Origin of the sequence: Bradyrhizobium rifense, assembly GCF_008123425.1 — a bacterium.
Lineage (GTDB): Bacteria > Pseudomonadota > Alphaproteobacteria > Rhizobiales > Xanthobacteraceae > Bradyrhizobium > Bradyrhizobium rifense.
Genome location: NZ_VSSS01000067.1, coordinates 205,482 through 223,096 on the forward strand (window position 1 = coordinate 205,482; position 17,615 = coordinate 223,096).

Below are 17,615 nucleotides of genomic sequence, written 5' to 3' on the forward strand. Positions count from 1 at the left end.
ACAATTGTCCTTGCGCGAGAGAACGCGGAAGCAACGTCCCGGTTCAAACCAGCAAGCTAATTGGGACGGCCGTGTGACGGCGGGCGCGGCCGTTCCGCCGCCGGACCACGACTATTTTGCTTGGCGGCGCAGCAAAAATCGGCATTGTCGCGCCATGACCGAGCAAAGCGACACCCAACAGGCCAAGGCCGGAGCGATCATCGTCCCCGTGACGCTGTTCGAGCAGAACTGCACCATCATCTGGGACGAGCCCGGCAAGAAGGCCGTGGTGATCGATCCCGGCGGCGACGTGCCGAAGATTTTGGACGCGATCAAGCAGACCGGCGTGACCGTCGAGAAAATCTGGCTGACCCACGGCCATATCGACCATGTCGGCGGCGCGGCCGAGTTGCGCGATGCGCTGAAGGTGCCGATCGAGGGCCCGCATGCCGCGGACAAATATCTGCTCGACAGCGTGGTCGAGAGCGGCGCGCGCTTCGGCATGACCGGCGGGCGCAATTTCGAACCGGATCGCTGGCTCGACGAAGGCGACACCGTGTCGATCGGCGGCCTGACCTTCGACATCCTGCACTGCCCCGGCCACTCGCCGGGCAGCGTGGTGTTCTTCAACAAGGATCTGCGGTTTGCCCATGTCGGCGACGTGCTGTTCGCGGGCTCGGTCGGGCGCACCGATCTGCCCGGCGGCAGTCACGCGACGCTGATCAACTCGATCATGACAAAGCTGCTCCCGCTCGGCGACGATGTCGGTTTTATCTGCGGCCACGGTGCCGGCTCGAGCATCGGCCAGGAGCGGATGACCAATCCGTTCATCACCGGCGAGATGTAGCGGCGGCGCGGACTACTTCATCAATCCCGCGGCCGTCAGCGCGCGCGTGATGATCTGGCCGAGATCGATGCCGCGGGACTGCTCGCGCTTCGGCTCGGCCTGCTCTTCTGCAACCGCGGCGCGGATCGAGCGGGCGAGATGCGGGGCCGGCGAGCGCGCCGGCACTGGCTTCGCCTCCGCCTTCTTCCTGGCCGCATCCGGAATCCATCCGGTCAGACCGAAGAACTTCGCGATGTGATAGGACGACGAAATGCCGGCCTCGATCAGGAACGCGCCTTCGACACCGTAGCGCTGGTCGTTGTCGGCAAGCCCCAGCGGCGTGCCGTGGGCCATGCCGGTGATGGCATAGGATTCGACCAGCGTCTCGCCATCCTTGTTCCACCAGGCCTGGCGCGGATAGCCGTCGACATTGATCTCGGCCATCGGCGTCATCGGCAGGTCGTGCAGATCGAGCCATTGCTTGACGATCTCGTTGGCATTGCCGGGATTGACGGTGCGATCCACGCTGCCGTGCCACACCGACACCTTCGGCCACGGCCCGCGATGGTTCGAAGCCCGCCGCACGAAATCGCCGAGCTCGCGCTCGGGCCGCGCCGGGGAATGAAACATGCCATCCAGCGCCTCGCGCAGATTCGACGCGATGCCGTAGGGAAGGCCTGCGATGATCGCACCGGCGGAAAACACGTCCGGATAGGTCGCGAGCATCACCGAGGTCATGCCGCCGCCGGCGGACAGACCGGTGATGAAGACACGCCTGGGATCGATCCGGTGCGTCCCGACCATATGCGCGACCATCTCGCGGATCGAACGCGCCTCGCCGCCGTCGCGCGCGGTGTCTTCGGGATTGAACCAGTTGAAGCAGGTGTTGCCGTTGTTGATGCGCTGCTGCTCGGGCATCACCAGCGCAAAGCCATAGTGACGCGCGAGCGTCGACCAGCCCGCGCCGAGATCGTAGCCAGCGGCGGTCTGGCCGCAGCCGTGCAGCACGACGACGAGCGCGCGCGGCTTCTGCAATTGCGCCGGCACGAACGCGAACATGCGAAGATTGCCGGGATTGTCGCCGAAGCCAGTGACTTCCTCCAGCGGACTGGAGGCGTCAGTGCTCGCGCCAAAATCGGGCAAGCGCAGACCATCCATCCTTGGCAGATGTCTCAAGAGGTCGACATTACGGGCTAATGACACGGCAAATTCCTGGTGGGCGGCTTTCAACGTTTACCCAGACCAGATAGTTGCTGCAGTGCAAAATGAAAAGACCGTGTGCTGTCGACATGCCGGGAATCACGCAAAATCCCGCAGATTTCCGCACGTATTAACCGCAGTGCCTCAACTTCGTGCAGATGCGCGGCGCATCCACGTCAGGAATGCGGCGCAGATCATGATTAACGCCGCAAACAGCGCAAGCGAAACAAGAAAACCTGCGCGCGCTGATTGCAACGATTCGATTGCGAAGAACGCCGCGCCGATTGCGGCCACTCCGGCCGCATTTCCGATCTGTGCTGTGGTGCCGTACATGCCCGACGCAGCGCCTGCCGCAACGGGTTTGACGGTCGAGAGCACCGCGCCGGAGAGCGGCGCCATCACCATGCCCTGGCCGTAGCCGAAGATGAGCATGATGAGCGCAAGCGCGATCGGGCTCGGCGCATCGACAGAGCCGGCCAGAAGCGCGAGCGCGGCGAGGCCGGCGATCTGCAACGCGCAGCCCTCGATCAACACTTTGGTGCCGCGATGCTTTGCCCGCGCGCCGCTGTGGCGCGAGGCCACCACGAACGCGAGCGCGAGCGGAACGAAGGCGAGGCCGGCGGCGAGCGGCGGGATCCTCAGCCCGCGCTGCATGAACAGCGTCATCACCAGGTAGAACGAGAGATTGGCGACGAAGAAAAAGAAGGCCGCACCGAGCCCGCGCAGGAAAGCGGCGTCCGCCAGCAGCGTCAGATCAATCAGCGGCATGCCGCCAGCGCTCGCGACCGCATGCTCGAGCCTTGGAAATGCGAACAAGATCACGCCACCGATCGCCATCACCGCCCACAGCCACGGCGCCCAGCCGACATCGTGACCAAACAGCAGCGGGCCGATCAGGCACAGCAATCCCGCAAACAGCACCAGGCTGCCCTTGATGTCGAGCCTGGTGCCAGCCCGGCGCGGCACCGACGGCATGATACGCCACGCGGCAGCGGCGATGACTATTCCGCAGGGTACGTTGACGAAGAACACCGAACGCCAGCCGGTGCCGGCGAGATCGAGTGTCACCAGGAGGCCCCCGAGCAGGAAGCCGGCGGCCCCCGCAAGCCCGAGCACGATGCCGTAGATGCCGAAGGCGCGGCCGCGCGACTCGTCGGTGAACAGCAGATGCAGCGTCGCCAGCACCTGCGGCACCATCAGCGTCGCGGTGGCGCCCTGCGCCAGCCGGGCGATAATCAGCTCCGCGCCGGATTGCGCGAGGCCACACCACAGCGACGTCGCCGTGAAGCCGAGCACGCCGGCGAGGAAGACATTCTTGGTGCCATGAATGTCGCCGAGGCGACCGCCTGTGACGACCAGCGTCGCATAGGCGATCAGATAGATCGCAATGACGGATTCGATCTGTGCCGGTGTCAGATCGACCGCGATGGTGGGAATCGCGACATTCACGATGAAGGCGTCGACGCCGAACATGAACTGTGCAGCGACGACGATCGCCAGCACCCACCAGCGGCGGGTCGAATCGACAGGCTTTGTGACGGTTTGATGCATCTTCAAGCGAGCTTTCGGGGATTTATTTGCGCCCGATGCTCGCAGATCAGCATCACCTCTGCGATTACCTCAGAGGTAGGACTTGCCGCTGTGGCCCGATTGCTGCATGTCGGTTCCCGCTGATTTTGCAAGGCTTTGAAGGCAAATCCTTTGGAAGCAAATCCGATGTACGACTACGACATGGTGGTGATCGGCTCGGGCCCGTCGGGGCGCCGGGCCGCGGTGCAATGTGCCAAGCTCGGCAAGGCCGTGCTGGTGGTGGAGAAGGGCCGGCGGGTCGGCGGCGTCTCGGTTCACACCGGCACGATCCCCTCGAAAACGCTGCGCGAGACCGTGCTCAATCTCTCCGGCTGGCGCGAACGCGGCTTCTACGGCCGCTCCTACCGGGTCAAGCACGACATCGCGGCGAGCGATCTGATGACCCGGCTACAGAAGACCCTCGACCATGAGGTCGAGGTGCTCGAGCATCAGTTCAGCCGCAATCTGGTGCGCACCGCCAATGGCGAGGCGCGCCTGGTCTCGCCGCACGAGGTCGAGATCACGAGCGCGATCGGTGAGACCAAGACTGTATCCGCCGCCTTCATCCTGATCGCCTGCGGCACGCGTCCGTTCCGTCCCGACTACGTGCCGTTCGACGGCGCCACCGTGCTCGACAGCGACGAGATCATCGAGCTGCCAAAGCTGCCGCGCAGCCTGGCCGTCATCGGCGCCGGCGTGATCGGCGTCGAATACGCCACCATCTTCAGCGCACTCGATGTGCCGGTGACGCTGATCGAGCCGCGGCCGACCTTCCTCGACTTCATCGACAAGGAATTGATCGATGAGTTCATGCACGAATTGCGCGATCGCAATGTCGCGCTGCGGCTCGGCTCCAAGGTCAACTCGATCGAGAAAACCGCGCAAGGCAGCATCGTCACCAACCTCTCCGATGGACGGCACGTCACCACAGAAATGCTGCTGTTCGCGGCCGGCCGCGTCGGCGCCACCGACCGGCTCAATCTCGAAGCCGCCGGCATCGTTGTCGACCATCGCGGGCGCATTAAGGTTGATCCCGTGACCTTGCAGACCAGCGTGCCGCATATCTACGCGGCCGGCGACGTGATCGGCTTTCCGAGCCTCGCCTCGACCTCGATGGAGCAGGGCCGCGTCGCCGCCTGCCATGCGCTCGGCATGGAGCCGATGGCGCCGCCGGAATTCTTCCCCTACGGCATCTATTCGGTGCCGGAGATCTCGACCACGGGCCTGACAGAGGAAGAGGTGCGCACGCGCGGCATTCCCTACGAGGTCGGCATCGCGCGCTTCCGCGAGACCTCGCGCGGCCACATCATGGGGCTGAACAGCGGGATGATGAAGATGATCTTCTCGACCAAGACCCGCCGCCTGCTCGGCGTGCACATCCTGGGCGAAGGCGCCACCGAGCTGATCCATATCGGCCAGGCCGTGCTGAACCTCAAAGGCACGATCGACTACTTCATCCAGAACACGTTCAACTATCCGACGCTGGCCGAGGCCTACAAGATCGCCGGGCTGGACGCGTGGAACAGGATGACGCGGTAGCGGGAGCTTAGCGAGCAATCCCTTTGCGGCCATCCTTCGAGACGGTGCTACGCGCCTCCTCAGGATGAGGTCTCGTTTCGCAGCGAGGTCTTAGACCCTCATGGTGAGGAGCCCGCAACGCGGGCGTCTCGAACCATGCAGGCCGAGTACGTCGCGGCAGCGTCTTAACGCATGCCTGCATTCCGCTGCGCGGGACATCGCGTGATTGCGTTCGTGGCATCGGGCACGTAGCCTCCGCCTACCTAACAAATAGAAAATAACAGCCGGAGAGAACGCCATGGCGCGCCTGAAGTTTGGAGCCTTTCTTGCCCCGCATCACCCGATCGGGGAGCATCCGATGCTTCAGTTCCGGCGCGATCTCGACCTGGTCGAGCAGCTCGATGCGCTCGGTTACGACGAGTTCTGGTGTGGCGAGCATCATTCCTCCGGCTGGGAGATGATCGCCTCGCCCGAGATGTTTCTGGCTGCGGCCGGTGAGCGCACCAAGCGGATCAAGCTCGGCACCGGCGTGGTGTCGCTGCCCTATCACCATCCCTTCAACGTGGCCCAGCGCATGGTGCAGCTCGACCACATGACCGGCGGCCGCGCCATCTTCGGCTCCGGCCCCGGCGCGCTGGCTTCCGACGCGCACACGCTCGGCATCGACCCGATGACGCAGCGCGACCGTCAGGACGAGGCGATCGGCGTTATCCGCCGTCTCTTCAACGGCGAGCGCGTCACCGCCAAGAGCGACTGGTTCACCATGAACGACGCCGCGCTGCAGATCCTGCCGCTGCAGGAGGAGATGCCGTTCGTGGTGGCGTCGCAGATCTCGCCGTCGGGCATGACACTCGCCGGCAAATACGGCATCGGCATCATCTCGCTGGGTTCGATGACGACGCAGGGCCTGATGTCGCTGCAACAGCAATGGCAGTTCGCCGAGGATGCCGCCAAGAAGCACGGCACCACGGTCAGCCGCGCCGACTGGCGCGTGCTGCTGAGCTTCCACATCGCCGAGAGCCGCGAGCAGGCGCGCAAGGAAGCCGGTGCCGGGCTGATGCGCTGGCACAACGAATATAATGTCGGCACGCTGCAGCGGCCGGGCCTCACGGCATTCTCCTCGCCCGATGAGGCCGTGGACAAGACCGCCTTCGTCGAGGGCGCGGCCTCGACCATCGGCACGCCCGACGATCTCGTCAAAACCATCAAGAACGTGATGGACGTGTCCGGCGGCGTCGGCGCCGTCATCGGCTTCGTGCACGACTGGGCCAATCCGGAAGCCACGCGCCGGAGCTGGGACATGGTCGCACGCTACGTCGTGCCGGAGATCAACGGCTACGTCGATGGCCTGCGCAAGTCGCAAAAATTCGTGATCGAGAACCGCGCGATCTTCGAGCGCGCCGGTCAGGCCGTGATGGCCAAGATCATGCAGAACGAGAAAGCTGCAGAGGCGCTGAAGGTGACCGGCCCCGGCCGCGTCGCCATTCCCGCCGTCAACGCGCCGGATTTGCAGAAGGAAGCGGCCAAGCGGTAGGGCTCAGGGCTACGCTTGTAACGACGTTCACAAGCAGGACATCCCGACCTGTGCTATGCTGATGACGGTCAGCCTGACGCAGGCCGTATTGTTGCCGCGGTCGCGCGATTCCTGTCGGTCAGCCAACCGGAGCATTCGTCATGTCGATGCAGAATGTGGCCTCGTCTGAGCTTGAGTACACCGCGCCCAAGCGCAATCAGCTGACGCACATCCCGGGCGACGAAGGCTGGCCGATCGTCGGCATGACCTTCAAGGTGCTCGCCGACCCCAAGGGGCATATCGAGAGGAACGGCGACAAGTACGGGCTCGTCTATCGCACCCACATTTTCGGCGAGACCAACATCGTGCTGCTCGGACCTGAAGCGAATGAGCTCGTGCTGTTCGACCAGCAAAAGCTGTTTTCGTCGACCCATGGCTGGAGCAAGGTGCTCGGCTTGCTGTTTCCGCGCGGATTGATGCTGCTGGATTTCGACGAGCACCGGCTGCATCGCAGGGCGCTCTCGGTCGCGTTCAAGTCAGGACCGATGAAATCCTATCTCAGCGATCTCGACCGCGGCATTTCGGCGCGCGTCGCGCGGTGGAAGGCCAAGCCCGGCGAGATGCAGCTCTATCCGGCGATGAAACAGCTCACGCTGGATCTTGCCGCAGCGTCGTTCCTCGGCGCAGACATCGGGCCCGAGGTCGACGAGATCAACCGCGCCTTCGTCGACATGGTCGCCGCTGCGGTCGCCCCGATCCGCCGTCCCCTGCCCGGCACGCAGATGGCGGCCGGCGTGAGGGGACGCAAACGCATCATCGCCTATTTCCGCGAGCAGATCCCGCTCCGCCGCGGCAATCACGGCGGCGATGATCTGTTCTCGCACCTCTGCCGAGCCACCCATGAGGATGGCGCGCTCCTGTCCGACCAGGACATCATCGACCACATGAGCTTCCTGATGATGGCGGCGCACGACACGCTGACCTCGTCGCTGACGTCCTTCATCGGCGAGCTCGCCGCCAATCCGGACTGGCAGAGCAGGCTGCGCGCGGAAGTTCTCGCGCTCGGGCTCGCGCCGGGCGCGCCGAGCAGCTTCGACGATCTCGAAAAGATGCCGTTGACGGAGATGGCGTTCAAGGAAGCGCTGCGGATCAAGCCGCCGGTGCCCTCGATGCCGCGCCGCGCGATGCGCGATTTCACCTTCAAGGGCTATACGATCCCCGCCGGCACGGCAGTCGGCGTCAATCCGCTCTTTACACACCACATGAAGGACATCTGGCCGGAACCCGATCGCTTCGATCCCCTGCGCTTCACCGAGGAGGCCCAGCGCAACCGCCACCGCTTCGCCTGGGTGCCGTTCGGCGGCGGCGCGCATATGTGCCTCGGCCTGCACTTCGCTTACATGCAGGCGAAATGTTTTGCCCGGCACTTCCTGCAGAACATCGAGGTGTCGCTGGAGCCCGGCTACAAGCCGGACTGGCAGATGTGGCCGATCCCGAAGCCGAAGGATGGGTTGAAGGTCAGGGTGAAGGCGGTTTGAGCACCGCTCTCGTAGGGTGGGCAAAGCGAAGCGTGCCCACCATGTCTCTCCACATTTGAACATCGTTGGTGGGCACGGCGCGCGAAGAGCGCGCCTTTGCCCACCCTACGGCACCGTCTCTCGCCGCTACGCCCCCCCATCGAACGCCTTGCGCAGGGCGACATAGCCCTGCTGCTGCTGGCTCCAGTTGCGGCCGCCGGTGATGGCGCCGTCGATGACGAGGTCGTGGCCGTTGATGAAGCTGGATTCGTCGCTCGCCAAAAATACTGCGGCGTGGGCGATGTCGTCGGGGATGCCGGCGCGCGGAATCGGCTGTGCGGTCTTATAGACATTGCGCATCACCGCCGGCGTCTTCTCGGCGTCTTCCGTCGAGAGCCCCAGCGCCTTGCCAAAGATGCCGGTTGCGATCGCGCCGGGCGAGATCGAATTGACGCGCACATTGGACTCGCCGAGCTCCATCGCCACGCATTTGGTGAGATGGATCACCGCTGCCTTGGCCGCACCATACGCGACCGAGGAGGAGAAGCCGGCAAGACGGCCTGCAATGCTGCCATTGTTGATGATGCTGCCCGATCCCAGCTTCTTCATGTAGGGCGCAGCGTGCTTCATGCCGAGCATGACACTGCGCACCAGGGTCGCCATCGCCGCATCGAAGCGCTCGACCTCGAGGCCTTCGATGCCGCCGGTCTGCGCCGGGCCGCCGGCATTGTTGAAGAGGCAGTCGATCCGGCCGAATTTTTCCACCGCGAGCGCAATCAGTGCCTGCATCTGCGCTTCGACAGTCACATCCGTCTGGCGGAAAACGCAGGAAGCGCCGAGCTGCTTCGCCAGCGCCTCGCCTTCCGGTATACGGCGGCCCGCGATCACAATTTTGGCACCTTCGGCAACGAAGACTTCCGCGGTACGCAATCCGATCCCGCTCGTCGCACCCGTGATCACCGCAACCTTGCCGTCAAGCCTGCCCATGGAATTTCCCCGATTTCGAATGATTTGAAGCCAAATGGCGGACACCGATCGATGACGTCACGACGACAATCGGCGCCGCAACAATCACTATTCCTGCCGGGTCCCGACAAGGCAAGCTTTGCTTGCGCATGCGAGATGCGTAACATCATGGCCCGTCTCTCGATTTTCGGACGTCTATCGCAACCGGGCTGCGCATGGGGAAGCTGATCGACGAATTCCGCAAAGGCTGGCAGGGCGTGGCACCGCCATCGCTCAGCCTGAGCATTGCGTTCGCGGTGGCCTGCGTGCTGGTCGCGACCCTGGCGCGATGGGGGCTCGCGCATGTGCGGCCCGACGTCTACTTCACGCCGTACTTTCCGGCGGTGTTCTTTGCTGCCGCCTTCGGAGGCTTGCGGATCGGCGTCGTGACGGCGCTGATCGGCGGCGTACTCGGTGTCGTCGTCAATTTCGGCGATGCCTTTGCCGATCGCGCGCGGTTCGCCCTGCTCACGCTCTATTGGGGCGTCTCCGCGCTGACCATCTGGGGTGTCGAGCATTATCGCACGATGCTGGCGGAGCAGCGCCGGATCTCCAAGCGCCTGATCGAGGAAGAAGACTATCGCAAGGTCCTGGTCGACGAGCTCCAGCACCGGCTGAAGAACAAGCTGTCGACCGTGCACGCCGTGCTGCACCAGGTGCTGCATGACCAACCGCAGGTCTGGGCCCGCATCGACCCGCGGCTGCGCTCGCTGGCCGCGACCGACGATTTGATCTCGCGGATCGATAAAGCGGGCTGCGACATCCGCGATCTCCTGATCTCCGAGCTCGGCCCTTACGGCCATGTCCGCTTTACACTCAACGGCGACCGGCTGTTCCTGCCGCCGAAGCTTGCGGTGACGCTGTCACTGATGTTTCACGAACTCGCCACCAACGCCGGCAAATACGGCGCGTTTTCCTCACCGCGCGGATTGCTGCAGGTGTCATGGACCGTGAGCGACGATCGCCTGACCGTCACGTGGGACGAAACCGGAGGACCGAGCGTCGACAAGGTCTCGGAGCCCGGTTTCGGCACCAAGCTGCTGAAGTCGGCGTTATCCGCCTTCGACGGCAAGACCGAGGTTTCGTATTTGAAGACCGGGCTGCATTGCATCATGCAATGTCGCATTCCCAAGAGCGAGTGATCGGCGAATAGCCGCAGCAAAAGCGAAACCGGATCGCGCGCCGCGCTCACGCTTTCGCAAGCGCCGTTGACTTTCTGTTAATGACGATCGGCGGCGCGCCTCGCGACGCCACAAGTTTCTCCCAAAACACCCCCGTATTTCTGCGGACCCCTTAACCAAACCTAAGAGGGAACTGCGCATGATCGCGTGCATTGCAAAGGCGCGCTGAAACAACAAGATTCATGAATTCTATGAACGACAATGCACATAACGGCGCGAGTGAAGCTGAACTCGGATTTCTCAAGGAAATCGTTAGAATGCTGCCTGCCGGCCTGACCGTGCAGGACGCGCAAGGCAAGCTTCTCCTGGTTAACGATGTCGCGGCCGCCCAGCTCGGCATGGATGGCAGCTGCCCATCGCCCGACCTCGCGCAGCGCCGCGAAGCCTGCGAGCGCGCGCTGAGGGCCGGACACCCCGTCACCTCCGAAGAAGCGCTCCAGGACGGCGCCGCACGCCAGGTGCTGCTGACGACCCATCGGCCGGTCCAGCTCGCCGGCCGCGAGCTCTTGATCTCGGCCTCGGCCGATATCACCGAGCAGAAGAATTTCGAGGACCAGCTGTTTCGCTCGGCCTATTTCGACGAGCTGACCGGGCTGCCCTCGCGGCGTGTGATCGAGCATCGCGCCAACAGCCTGCTCGCAGGCGATCGCGGTGAGCGTTTTGCACTCGCCTTTCTCGACGTCGACAATTTCAAGCACATCAACGACTATTACGGCCACACCGTCGGCGACGCGCTGCTGGTCGAGCTGTCGAAGCGGCTCGGCCGCGACCTGCGCGAATCCGACATGCTGTCGCGCATCTCCGGCGACGAATTCCTGCTGCTGCTCTCGCCGATCCGGAGCCAGGAAGAGGTCGCCGAATTCATGCAATCGATGCTGGAGCGGCTGACCGCGCCGTTCTTCATCGACAATTCGGAAGTCTTCGCCTCGACCTCCGTCGGCGTCAGCCTCTATCCCGATCATGGCCGCAGCTTCGAGACGCTACGCCAGAACGCCGACATCGCGATGTACCGCATCAAGAACAACGGCAAGGGGTCCGCCGCCTTCTTCGATGCCGGCATGGAGCGCGAGGCACTGGCGCGGATGAAGATCGAGCAGTCGCTGCGGCTCGCGATTCTCGAAAAGCGCTTCTGCTGCGCCTTCCAGTCCAAGGTTGATATCCGCACCCAGGCCGTGACGGGCATCGAGGCGCTGGTGCGCCTGCGCGACGACGAGGGCGTGATCCAGGCGCCGGGCTCATTCATCAACCTCGCAAGCGAGCTCGGGCTGATCGACGAGCTGACCCATCTCGTGCTGGCCGAGATCGTCAAGTCGATCGACCTGATCAACGACACGTTCGGTGCGGAAGCCTCCATCAGCATCAACGTCGCCGCCAAGCAGGCCGGCAAGCCAGAGTTCATGCGCAGCTTTGCGCAGGCGCTTGACGACACCGGCTTTCCCCAGCGCTTCATGATCGAGGTGACGGAAGACGCCTTCGTCGCCGAGAGTCATTTCCAGTCGGAAATCCTGCCGATGTTCCGCAAGCTCGGCGTCGGCATCTCGATCGACGATTTCGGCACCGGCTATTCGTCGCTGTCGGCGCTCGCCGACATCACCGCCGACGAGATCAAGATCGACCGCTCCTTCATCACCGACATCCATAAGCGCCCGCGCAGCCAGGGCATCTTGCGCGCGATCGAATCCTTGAGCGAAGCGCTGGGCATGACGGTGATCGCCGAAGGCCTCGAATCCTACGAGGAGCTCGCCTACCTCCAGGCCGCGACCAAGATCCGCTACGCGCAGGGCTATTATTTCGCCCGCCCGATCTTCCTGGAGGAGCTGAAGCTCGCCACGCCTGCCTCGAGCGAATCCCGCGCCAGCGTCTCCGCCCGCCCGATGCAGCAGAACCGCCAGGGCTATTCGCGGGCGAGCGGGTATCGGCGGTAGGGGCGTCTTCCTCGATCACGCGTCAGCTGATCGTTCCGTCATCCTGAGGTGCGAGGCCCGCGATGCGAAGCATCGTGGGCAGAGCCTCGAAGGATGAACGGCCGAGCTGTCTGCCGGGCCCGTCGCCCTTCGAGGCCTACGCTACGCTCCGGCACCTCTGGGTGACGGGAGATAAATCGCGGGCGAGCAGGTATCGGCGGTGGGGGCTCGCGCCTTCACCTTTAATTTGCAAAGCCAGAGCGACCCGATCCAAGGGTGACATCAACGCTTGTGCCTGCCGATTTCTTCGGCAGCCGCAATCCGTTGCGGGCGCGTCAAGGCAGTGTCACACAAGCTCGTCGCAAGCACCGCCGGAAGGTGGAATTGCAATGTTCGCACCGTTGTGCAAATCGCTGTTGCTCAAGATAGTTGAACAGGGAGGGACCATCGTGCGTCGATCACTCATTCTCACAGCAGCCGTCCTCGGCTTGGCAGCGAGCACCTCCGCACACGCAGACGATCTCAAGGTCGCGCTGATCTACGGCAAGACCGGCCCGCTGGAAGCCTATGCCAAGCAGACCGAGACCGGCCTGCAGATGGGCTTTGAATACGCCACCAAGGGCACGATGATGCTCGACGGCCGCAAGATCGTCATCATCACCAAGGACGACCAGGGCAAGCCGGACCTGTCGAAGGCCGCGCTCGCGGAAGCCTATCAGGACGACAAGGCCGACATCGCGATCGGCACGACCTCGTCGGCCGCGGCACTGGCCATTCTCCCCGTCGCCGAGGAAAACAAGAAGATCCTGATCGTCGAGCCCGCAGTCGCGGACCAGATTACCGGCGAGAAGTGGAATCGCTACATCTTCCGCACCGGGCGCAATTCGTCGCAGGACGCGATCTCGAACGCGGTCGCGATCGGCAAGCAGGGCGTGACCGTGGCCACGCTGGCGCAGGATAACGCCTTCGGCCGCGACGGCGTTGCCGCTTTCAGGGAAGCGCTCGCCAAGACCGGCGCGACGCTCGCGACCGAGGAATATGCACCCGCCAACACGACCGACTTCACCGCCATCGCGCAGCGCCTGTTCGACGCGCTGAAGGACAAGCCAGGCCGCAAGATCATCTGGATGATCTGGGCCGGCGCCGGCAACCCGCCGTCCAAGCTTCAGGACATGGATCCGAAGCGCTACGGCATCGAGCTCTCCACCGGCGGCAACATCCTGCCGGCGCTCGCGGCCTATAAGGGCATGCCGGGCATGGAAGGCGCGACCTATTACTACTACGACATTCCGAAGAACCCGGTGAACGACTGGCTCGTCGCCGAGCACCAGAAGCGCTTCAACGCGCCGCCGGACTTCTTCACCGCAGGTGGCTTTGCCGCCGCGATGTCGGTCGTCGCCGCCGTCACCAAGGCGAAGTCGACCGACACCGAGAAGCTGATCACGGCGATGGAAGGCCTGGAGTTCGACACGCCGAAGGGCAAGATGGTGTTTCGCAAGGAGGACCATCAGGCGCTGCAGAGCATGTATCACTTCAAGGTCAAGGTCGATCCGAACGTCGCCTGGGCCGTGCTCGAACCGGTGCGCGAGCTGAAGATCGAGGACATGGACGTTCCGATCAAGAACAAGCGCTGAGCTTTCTTGCTTCACCTCCCCCGCTTGCGGGGGAGGCCGGGAGAGGGTTTTGTCCTCTTGGGGGTTCTCGCCTGTGGAGGCACCCCCACCCCAGCCCTCCCCCGCAAGCGGGAGAGGGAGCGCAGCGTGATCGCGGAAACATTCTCCTCTCATCATTTTACCAAACCAATGACGCTGACTCTCGAAACCCGCGACCTCACCATCCGCTTCGGCGGCCACGTCGCGGTCAACAACGTCACCTGCACGTTTCGCCCGGGCGAGCTCACCGCCATTGTCGGGCCGAACGGCGCCGGCAAGACCACTTATTTCAACCTGATCTCGGGTCAGCTGCGTGCTTCCAGCGGCAACATCCTGTTCGACGGCACCGACATCACGGGGCACTCCGCACCGCTGCGGACCCGTGCGGGTCTCGGACGCGCCTTCCAGCTCACCAATCTCTTCCCGAACCTGTCCGTGGAAGAGAACGTCCGCCTCGCGGTGCAGGCGGCCAGCGGTACGCATTACGACATGCTGCGGCCCTGGATGGTGCGGCGCGATCTGATCGCGCGCGCCGATGGCATCCTCGACCAGGTCGCGCTCGGCAATCGCCGCGGCGTGGCCGCGACCGCGCTGTCGCATGGCGACCAGCGCAAGCTCGAGGTCGCGCTGATGATCGCGCTCGAACCAAAAGTCTTCATGTTCGACGAGCCGACCGCGGGCATGAGCATCGACGAGGTGCCGGTCGTGCTGAACCTGATCGCGCAGCTGAAGCAGGACAAGAGCAAGATCATCCTGCTGGTCGAGCACAAGATGGAGGTGGTGCGCTCGCTCGCCGATCGCATTATCGTGCTGCATAACGGGCAACTTGTTGCAGATGGCCCGCCGGCCGAGGTGATCGCTTCGCCGATCGTGCAGGAAGCCTATCTCGGCGTCGCACCCAGGAAAGTTGCCGAGGGTGCCGCATGACCGATCTGCTCAAACTCTCCGGCGTGCACACCCATATCGGCCGCTATCACATTCTCCAGGGCATCGACCTCGCCGCCCCGCAGGGGCAGGTCACGATGCTGCTCGGCCGCAACGGCGCCGGCAAGACCACGACGCTGCGCACCATCATGGGCCTGTGGCCGGCCTCTTCCGGCGAGATCACGCTCGGCGGCGAGCGCATCGAGAGTCGCGCCACGCCCGACATCGCACAACGCGGCGTCAGCTACGTGCCGGAGAGCATGGCGGTGTTCTCAGATCTGACCGTGAAAGAAAATCTGGTCCTCGCCGCTCGCGACGGGCCGATGGACGACAAGCAGCTGGAATGGATCTTTGGCTTCTTCCCGGCGCTGCGCCGATTCTGGCTGTCGCGCGCGGGAAGCCTCTCGGGCGGACAGAAGCAGATGTTGTCGATCGCGCGCGCGATCATCGAGCCGCGCAAGCTCTTGCTGATCGATGAGCCGACCAAGGGGCTGGCGCCCGCCATCGTGATGGCGCTGATCGAGTGCCTGAAGGAGATCAAGCGCAAGGGTGCGACGATCCTGCTGGTCGAACAGAATTTCTTTGCCGCCCGCGAGCTCGGTGACAACGTGCTGGTGATGGACAACGGCACCATCGTCCACCGCGGCGAGATGGCGGCCTTGGCCTCTGACGTGCCGCTGCAGGAGCGGCTGCTCGGCCTGAGCCTGGAGGCGCATCAGTGACTGAACTCGCCGCAACCGATCCGCTGCCCAAGCCGAAGCGCGACATCGCGCCGATCCTGCTGCCGATCGCGCTCGCGCTTGTCACGATCCCCCTGATCGGCTCGCCCTCAACCTGGCTGACGCTGACCGCGGCAAGCCTCGCGATGGGTATGATGATCTTCATCATGGCCTCTGGCTTGACGCTGGTGTTCGGCCTGATGGACGTGCTGAATTTCGGCCACGGCGCCTTCATCGCAGTCGGCGCCTACATCGCAACGCTGGTATTCGCGCCGTTCGCAGCCTCCGTGCAGGCGGATTCGCTCTGGGTGAACCTTGCGGTGCTGGCGCCCGCGGCGCTGCTGTCGATGGCGGTATCCGGCGCGCTCGGCCTGGTCGTCGAGCGCGTGCTGATCCTTCCTGTGTACGGCCAGCATCTGAAGCAGATCCTGATGACGACAGGCGGTCTCATTGTCGCAGAACAGACGCTCTATGCGCTGTGGGGACCGCAGATCATCCCGATGCCGCTGCCGACCTCGCTGCGCGGCTCTTTCATCCTTGGTGACGTCGCGATCGCGAAATACCGCGTGCTGGCGACGCTGATCGGGCTTGCCGTGTTCATCGCGATCCAGCTCGTGCTCAACCGCACCAAGCTCGGCCTGCTGATCCGCGCGGGCGTCGAGAACCGCGAGATGGTCGAGGCGCTCGGTTATCGCATCCGCCGCCTGTTCCTCGGCGTGTTCATGACGGGCTCGGCGCTGGCCGGCCTCGGCGGCGTGATGTGGGCGCTCTATCGCGAGCAGGTCCACGCCTCCATGAGCGACGAGCTTACGGTCTTGATTTTCGTCGTCGTCATCATCGGCGGGCTCGGATCGATCGGCGGCTGCTTCATCGGCGCGATCCTGGTGGCCTTGGTCGCCAATTACGGCGGCTTCCTGGTGCCGAAACTCGCCCTCGTCTCCAACATCCTGCTGATGGTCGCCATTCTGATGTGGCGGCCGCGCGGCCTCTATGCGGTGACCAGCCGATGATGCTTCTCTCGGGCGATCCGCCGCGGAGCCGCGTGCTCACGCTCGTTCTCGTCGTTATCATCCTGGCGCTGGCGGCGACGCCGTTCCTGTTCCCAGGTGCAAAAGCGCTGAACGTCGCGGCCAAGATCTGCGTGTTCGCCGCGCTGGTGGCGTCCTACGATTTGCTGCTCGGCTATACCGGCTCGGTGTCGTTCGCGCATACGATGTTCTACGGCATCGGCAGCTATGCGATCGCGATTGCGCTGTACGGCATGGGCCCGAACTGGGCCGCGGTCGCCACCGGCATCGTCGTCGGCCTGCCGCTCGCGGCACTGCTCGCGCTTGCGATCGGCCTGTTCTCGCTACGGGTTGCCGCGATCTTCTTTGCCATGATCACGCTCGCAGTTGCCTCCGCCTTCCAGGTGTTGGCCTCGCAACTGTCCTGGCTCACGGGCGGCGAAGACGGGCGCAGCTTCCAGCTGCCTGAGCTGCTCCGTCCCGGCACGGTGCTGGTTTCGAAGAGTCTGTTCGGCTTCGAGATCAACGGCCGCATCCTGACCTTCTACCTGGTGTTCGCCGTCTCGGCCCTGATGATCCTCGCGCTGCTGCGTGTGGTGAACTCGCCGTTCGGGCGCGTGCTGCAGGCGATCCGCGAGAACCGCTTTCGCGCCGAGGCGCTCGGCTTCCGCACCGTGTTCCATTTGACCTATGCCAACTGCCTCGCTGCCCTCGTTGCCGCCGGCGCCGGCATCCTCAACGCGCTGTGGCTGCGCTACGCCGGCCCGGACACCTCGCTGAGCTTCTCCATCATGCTGGACATTCTCTTGATGGTGGTGATCGGCGGCATGGGCACGATCTACGGCGCGATCATCGGTGCCACCATCTTCATCCTCGCCCAGAACTATCTGCAATCGCTGATGGGCGTTGCCTCCAAGGCAGCGTCTGAAGCCGGTCTACCGTTGCTGCCGGGCCTGCTCCATCCCGACCGCTGGCTGCTCTGGCTCGGGCTGCTCTTCATTGCCAGCGTCTATTTCTTCCCGACCGGCGTGGTTGGGCGGCTGCGCAATGGCGGCGGCCACAAGAGCGCGGGCGCCTCGCATTAAGCCTCGATTAACGATG

14 protein-coding genes are annotated in these 17,615 nt (G+C 64.0%); 11 read left to right on the top strand and 3 right to left on the bottom strand.

Going from position 1 to position 17,615, the window contains the following annotated elements; genetic code table 11:
- Positions 1-154 precede the first annotated feature (154 nt).
- A complete protein-coding gene (locus FXB40_RS38770; RefSeq protein WP_148777530.1) occupies positions 155-826 on the top strand; it encodes an MBL fold metallo-hydrolase in 672 nt (223 codons plus the stop codon).
- A gap of 12 nt (positions 827-838) precedes the next feature.
- Here FXB40_RS38770 and FXB40_RS38775 read toward each other — a convergent pair whose 3' ends face one another.
- Together FXB40_RS38775 and FXB40_RS38780 are read right to left on the bottom strand one after the other, a co-directional pair.
- Positions 839-2,008 carry an extracellular catalytic domain type 1 short-chain-length polyhydroxyalkanoate depolymerase gene (locus FXB40_RS38775; RefSeq protein WP_148777531.1) on the bottom strand — a complete coding sequence of 390 codons (1,170 nt, stop codon included), beginning with the start codon at positions 2,006-2,008 and terminating at the stop codon, positions 839-841.
- 141 nt (positions 2,009-2,149) lie between these two features.
- Positions 2,150-3,556 carry an MFS transporter gene (locus FXB40_RS38780; protein WP_148777610.1) on the bottom strand — a complete coding sequence of 469 codons (1,407 nt, stop codon included), beginning with the start codon at positions 3,554-3,556 and terminating at the stop codon, positions 2,150-2,152.
- Between the two features lie 165 nt (positions 3,557-3,721).
- Here FXB40_RS38780 and sthA point away from each other — a divergent pair, with 165 nt between their 5' ends.
- From sthA to FXB40_RS38795, 3 genes are all read left to right on the top strand, one after another.
- Positions 3,722-5,113 carry a Si-specific NAD(P)(+) transhydrogenase gene (gene sthA, locus FXB40_RS38785; RefSeq protein WP_148777532.1) on the top strand — a complete coding sequence of 464 codons (1,392 nt, stop codon included), beginning with the start codon at positions 3,722-3,724 and terminating at the stop codon, positions 5,111-5,113.
- A gap of 277 nt (positions 5,114-5,390) precedes the next feature.
- Positions 5,391-6,626: an LLM class flavin-dependent oxidoreductase gene (locus FXB40_RS38790; RefSeq protein ID WP_148777533.1), complete on the top strand. Its 1,236-nt coding sequence runs from the start codon at positions 5,391-5,393 to the stop codon at positions 6,624-6,626.
- A 140-nt stretch (positions 6,627-6,766) separates the two neighbouring features.
- Positions 6,767-8,143: a cytochrome P450 gene (locus FXB40_RS38795; protein ID WP_148777534.1), complete on the top strand. Its 1,377-nt coding sequence runs from the start codon at positions 6,767-6,769 to the stop codon at positions 8,141-8,143.
- Positions 8,144-8,269: 126 nt separating this feature from the next.
- Here the strand turns inward: FXB40_RS38795 and FXB40_RS38800 are convergent, their stop codons facing one another.
- Positions 8,270-9,109 (bottom strand): SDR family NAD(P)-dependent oxidoreductase, encoded by an 840-nt coding sequence (locus tag FXB40_RS38800; RefSeq protein WP_148777535.1) that lies wholly within the window; start codon positions 9,107-9,109, stop codon positions 8,270-8,272.
- Positions 9,110-9,303: 194 nt separating this feature from the next.
- On the opposite strand from FXB40_RS38800, the gene FXB40_RS38805 reads away from it, so the two are divergent.
- The 7 genes from FXB40_RS38805 (at position 9,304) to FXB40_RS38840 (ending at position 17,599) form a co-directional block, all read left to right on the top strand.
- Positions 9,304-10,269, top strand: coding sequence for a sensor histidine kinase (locus tag FXB40_RS38805; protein WP_148777536.1), 966 nt, complete (start codon positions 9,304-9,306; stop codon positions 10,267-10,269).
- A 230-nt stretch (positions 10,270-10,499) separates the two neighbouring features.
- Positions 10,500-12,233, top strand: coding sequence for a putative bifunctional diguanylate cyclase/phosphodiesterase (locus tag FXB40_RS38810; protein ID WP_187437442.1), 1,734 nt, complete (start codon positions 10,500-10,502; stop codon positions 12,231-12,233).
- 428 nt (positions 12,234-12,661) lie between these two features.
- A complete protein-coding gene (locus tag FXB40_RS38815) occupies positions 12,662-13,846 on the top strand; it encodes a substrate-binding domain-containing protein (RefSeq protein WP_187437443.1) in 1,185 nt (394 codons plus the stop codon).
- 168 nt (positions 13,847-14,014) lie between these two features.
- Positions 14,015-14,791 (top strand): ABC transporter ATP-binding protein, encoded by a 777-nt coding sequence (locus FXB40_RS38825; protein WP_148777539.1) that lies wholly within the window; start codon positions 14,015-14,017, stop codon positions 14,789-14,791.
- Entirely contained in the window at positions 14,788-15,510 is a 723-nt protein-coding gene (locus FXB40_RS38830) for an ABC transporter ATP-binding protein (RefSeq protein ID WP_148777540.1), read from the top strand. Before FXB40_RS38825 ends, FXB40_RS38830 begins: the two co-directional genes overlap by 4 nt.
- Entirely contained in the window at positions 15,507-16,517 is a 1,011-nt protein-coding gene (locus FXB40_RS38835; RefSeq protein WP_148777541.1) for a branched-chain amino acid ABC transporter permease, read from the top strand. The genes FXB40_RS38830 and FXB40_RS38835 overlap by 4 nt, the downstream gene beginning before the upstream one ends.
- Positions 16,514-17,599 carry a branched-chain amino acid ABC transporter permease gene (locus FXB40_RS38840; protein WP_187437444.1) on the top strand — a complete coding sequence of 362 codons (1,086 nt, stop codon included), beginning with the start codon at positions 16,514-16,516 and terminating at the stop codon, positions 17,597-17,599. The genes FXB40_RS38835 and FXB40_RS38840 overlap by 4 nt, the downstream gene beginning before the upstream one ends.
- Positions 17,600-17,615 lie beyond the last annotated feature (16 nt).

Bases quoted from the DNA above. Each gene is read 5' to 3' on its own strand.
- FXB40_RS38770 (WP_148777530.1), top strand. From the start codon at position 155: ATGACCGAGCAAAGCGACACCCAACAGGCCAAGGCCGGAGCGATCATC.
- FXB40_RS38780 (WP_148777610.1), bottom strand. From the start codon at position 3,556: ATGCATCAAACCGTCACAAAGCCTGTCGATTCGACCCGCCGCTGGTGG.
- sthA (WP_148777532.1), top strand. From the start codon at position 3,722: ATGTACGACTACGACATGGTGGTGATCGGCTCGGGCCCGTCGGGGCGC.
- FXB40_RS38790 (WP_148777533.1), top strand. From the start codon at position 5,391: ATGGCGCGCCTGAAGTTTGGAGCCTTTCTTGCCCCGCATCACCCGATC.
- FXB40_RS38795 (WP_148777534.1), top strand. From the start codon at position 6,767: ATGTCGATGCAGAATGTGGCCTCGTCTGAGCTTGAGTACACCGCGCCC.
- FXB40_RS38800 (WP_148777535.1), bottom strand. From the start codon at position 9,109: ATGGGCAGGCTTGACGGCAAGGTTGCGGTGATCACGGGTGCGACGAGC.
- FXB40_RS38805 (WP_148777536.1), top strand. From the start codon at position 9,304: ATGGGGAAGCTGATCGACGAATTCCGCAAAGGCTGGCAGGGCGTGGCA.
- FXB40_RS38810 (WP_187437442.1), top strand. From the start codon at position 10,500: ATGAACGACAATGCACATAACGGCGCGAGTGAAGCTGAACTCGGATTT.
- FXB40_RS38825 (WP_148777539.1), top strand. From the start codon at position 14,015: ATGACGCTGACTCTCGAAACCCGCGACCTCACCATCCGCTTCGGCGGC.
- FXB40_RS38830 (WP_148777540.1), top strand. From the start codon at position 14,788: ATGACCGATCTGCTCAAACTCTCCGGCGTGCACACCCATATCGGCCGC.
- FXB40_RS38840 (WP_187437444.1), top strand. From the start codon at position 16,514: ATGATGCTTCTCTCGGGCGATCCGCCGCGGAGCCGCGTGCTCACGCTC.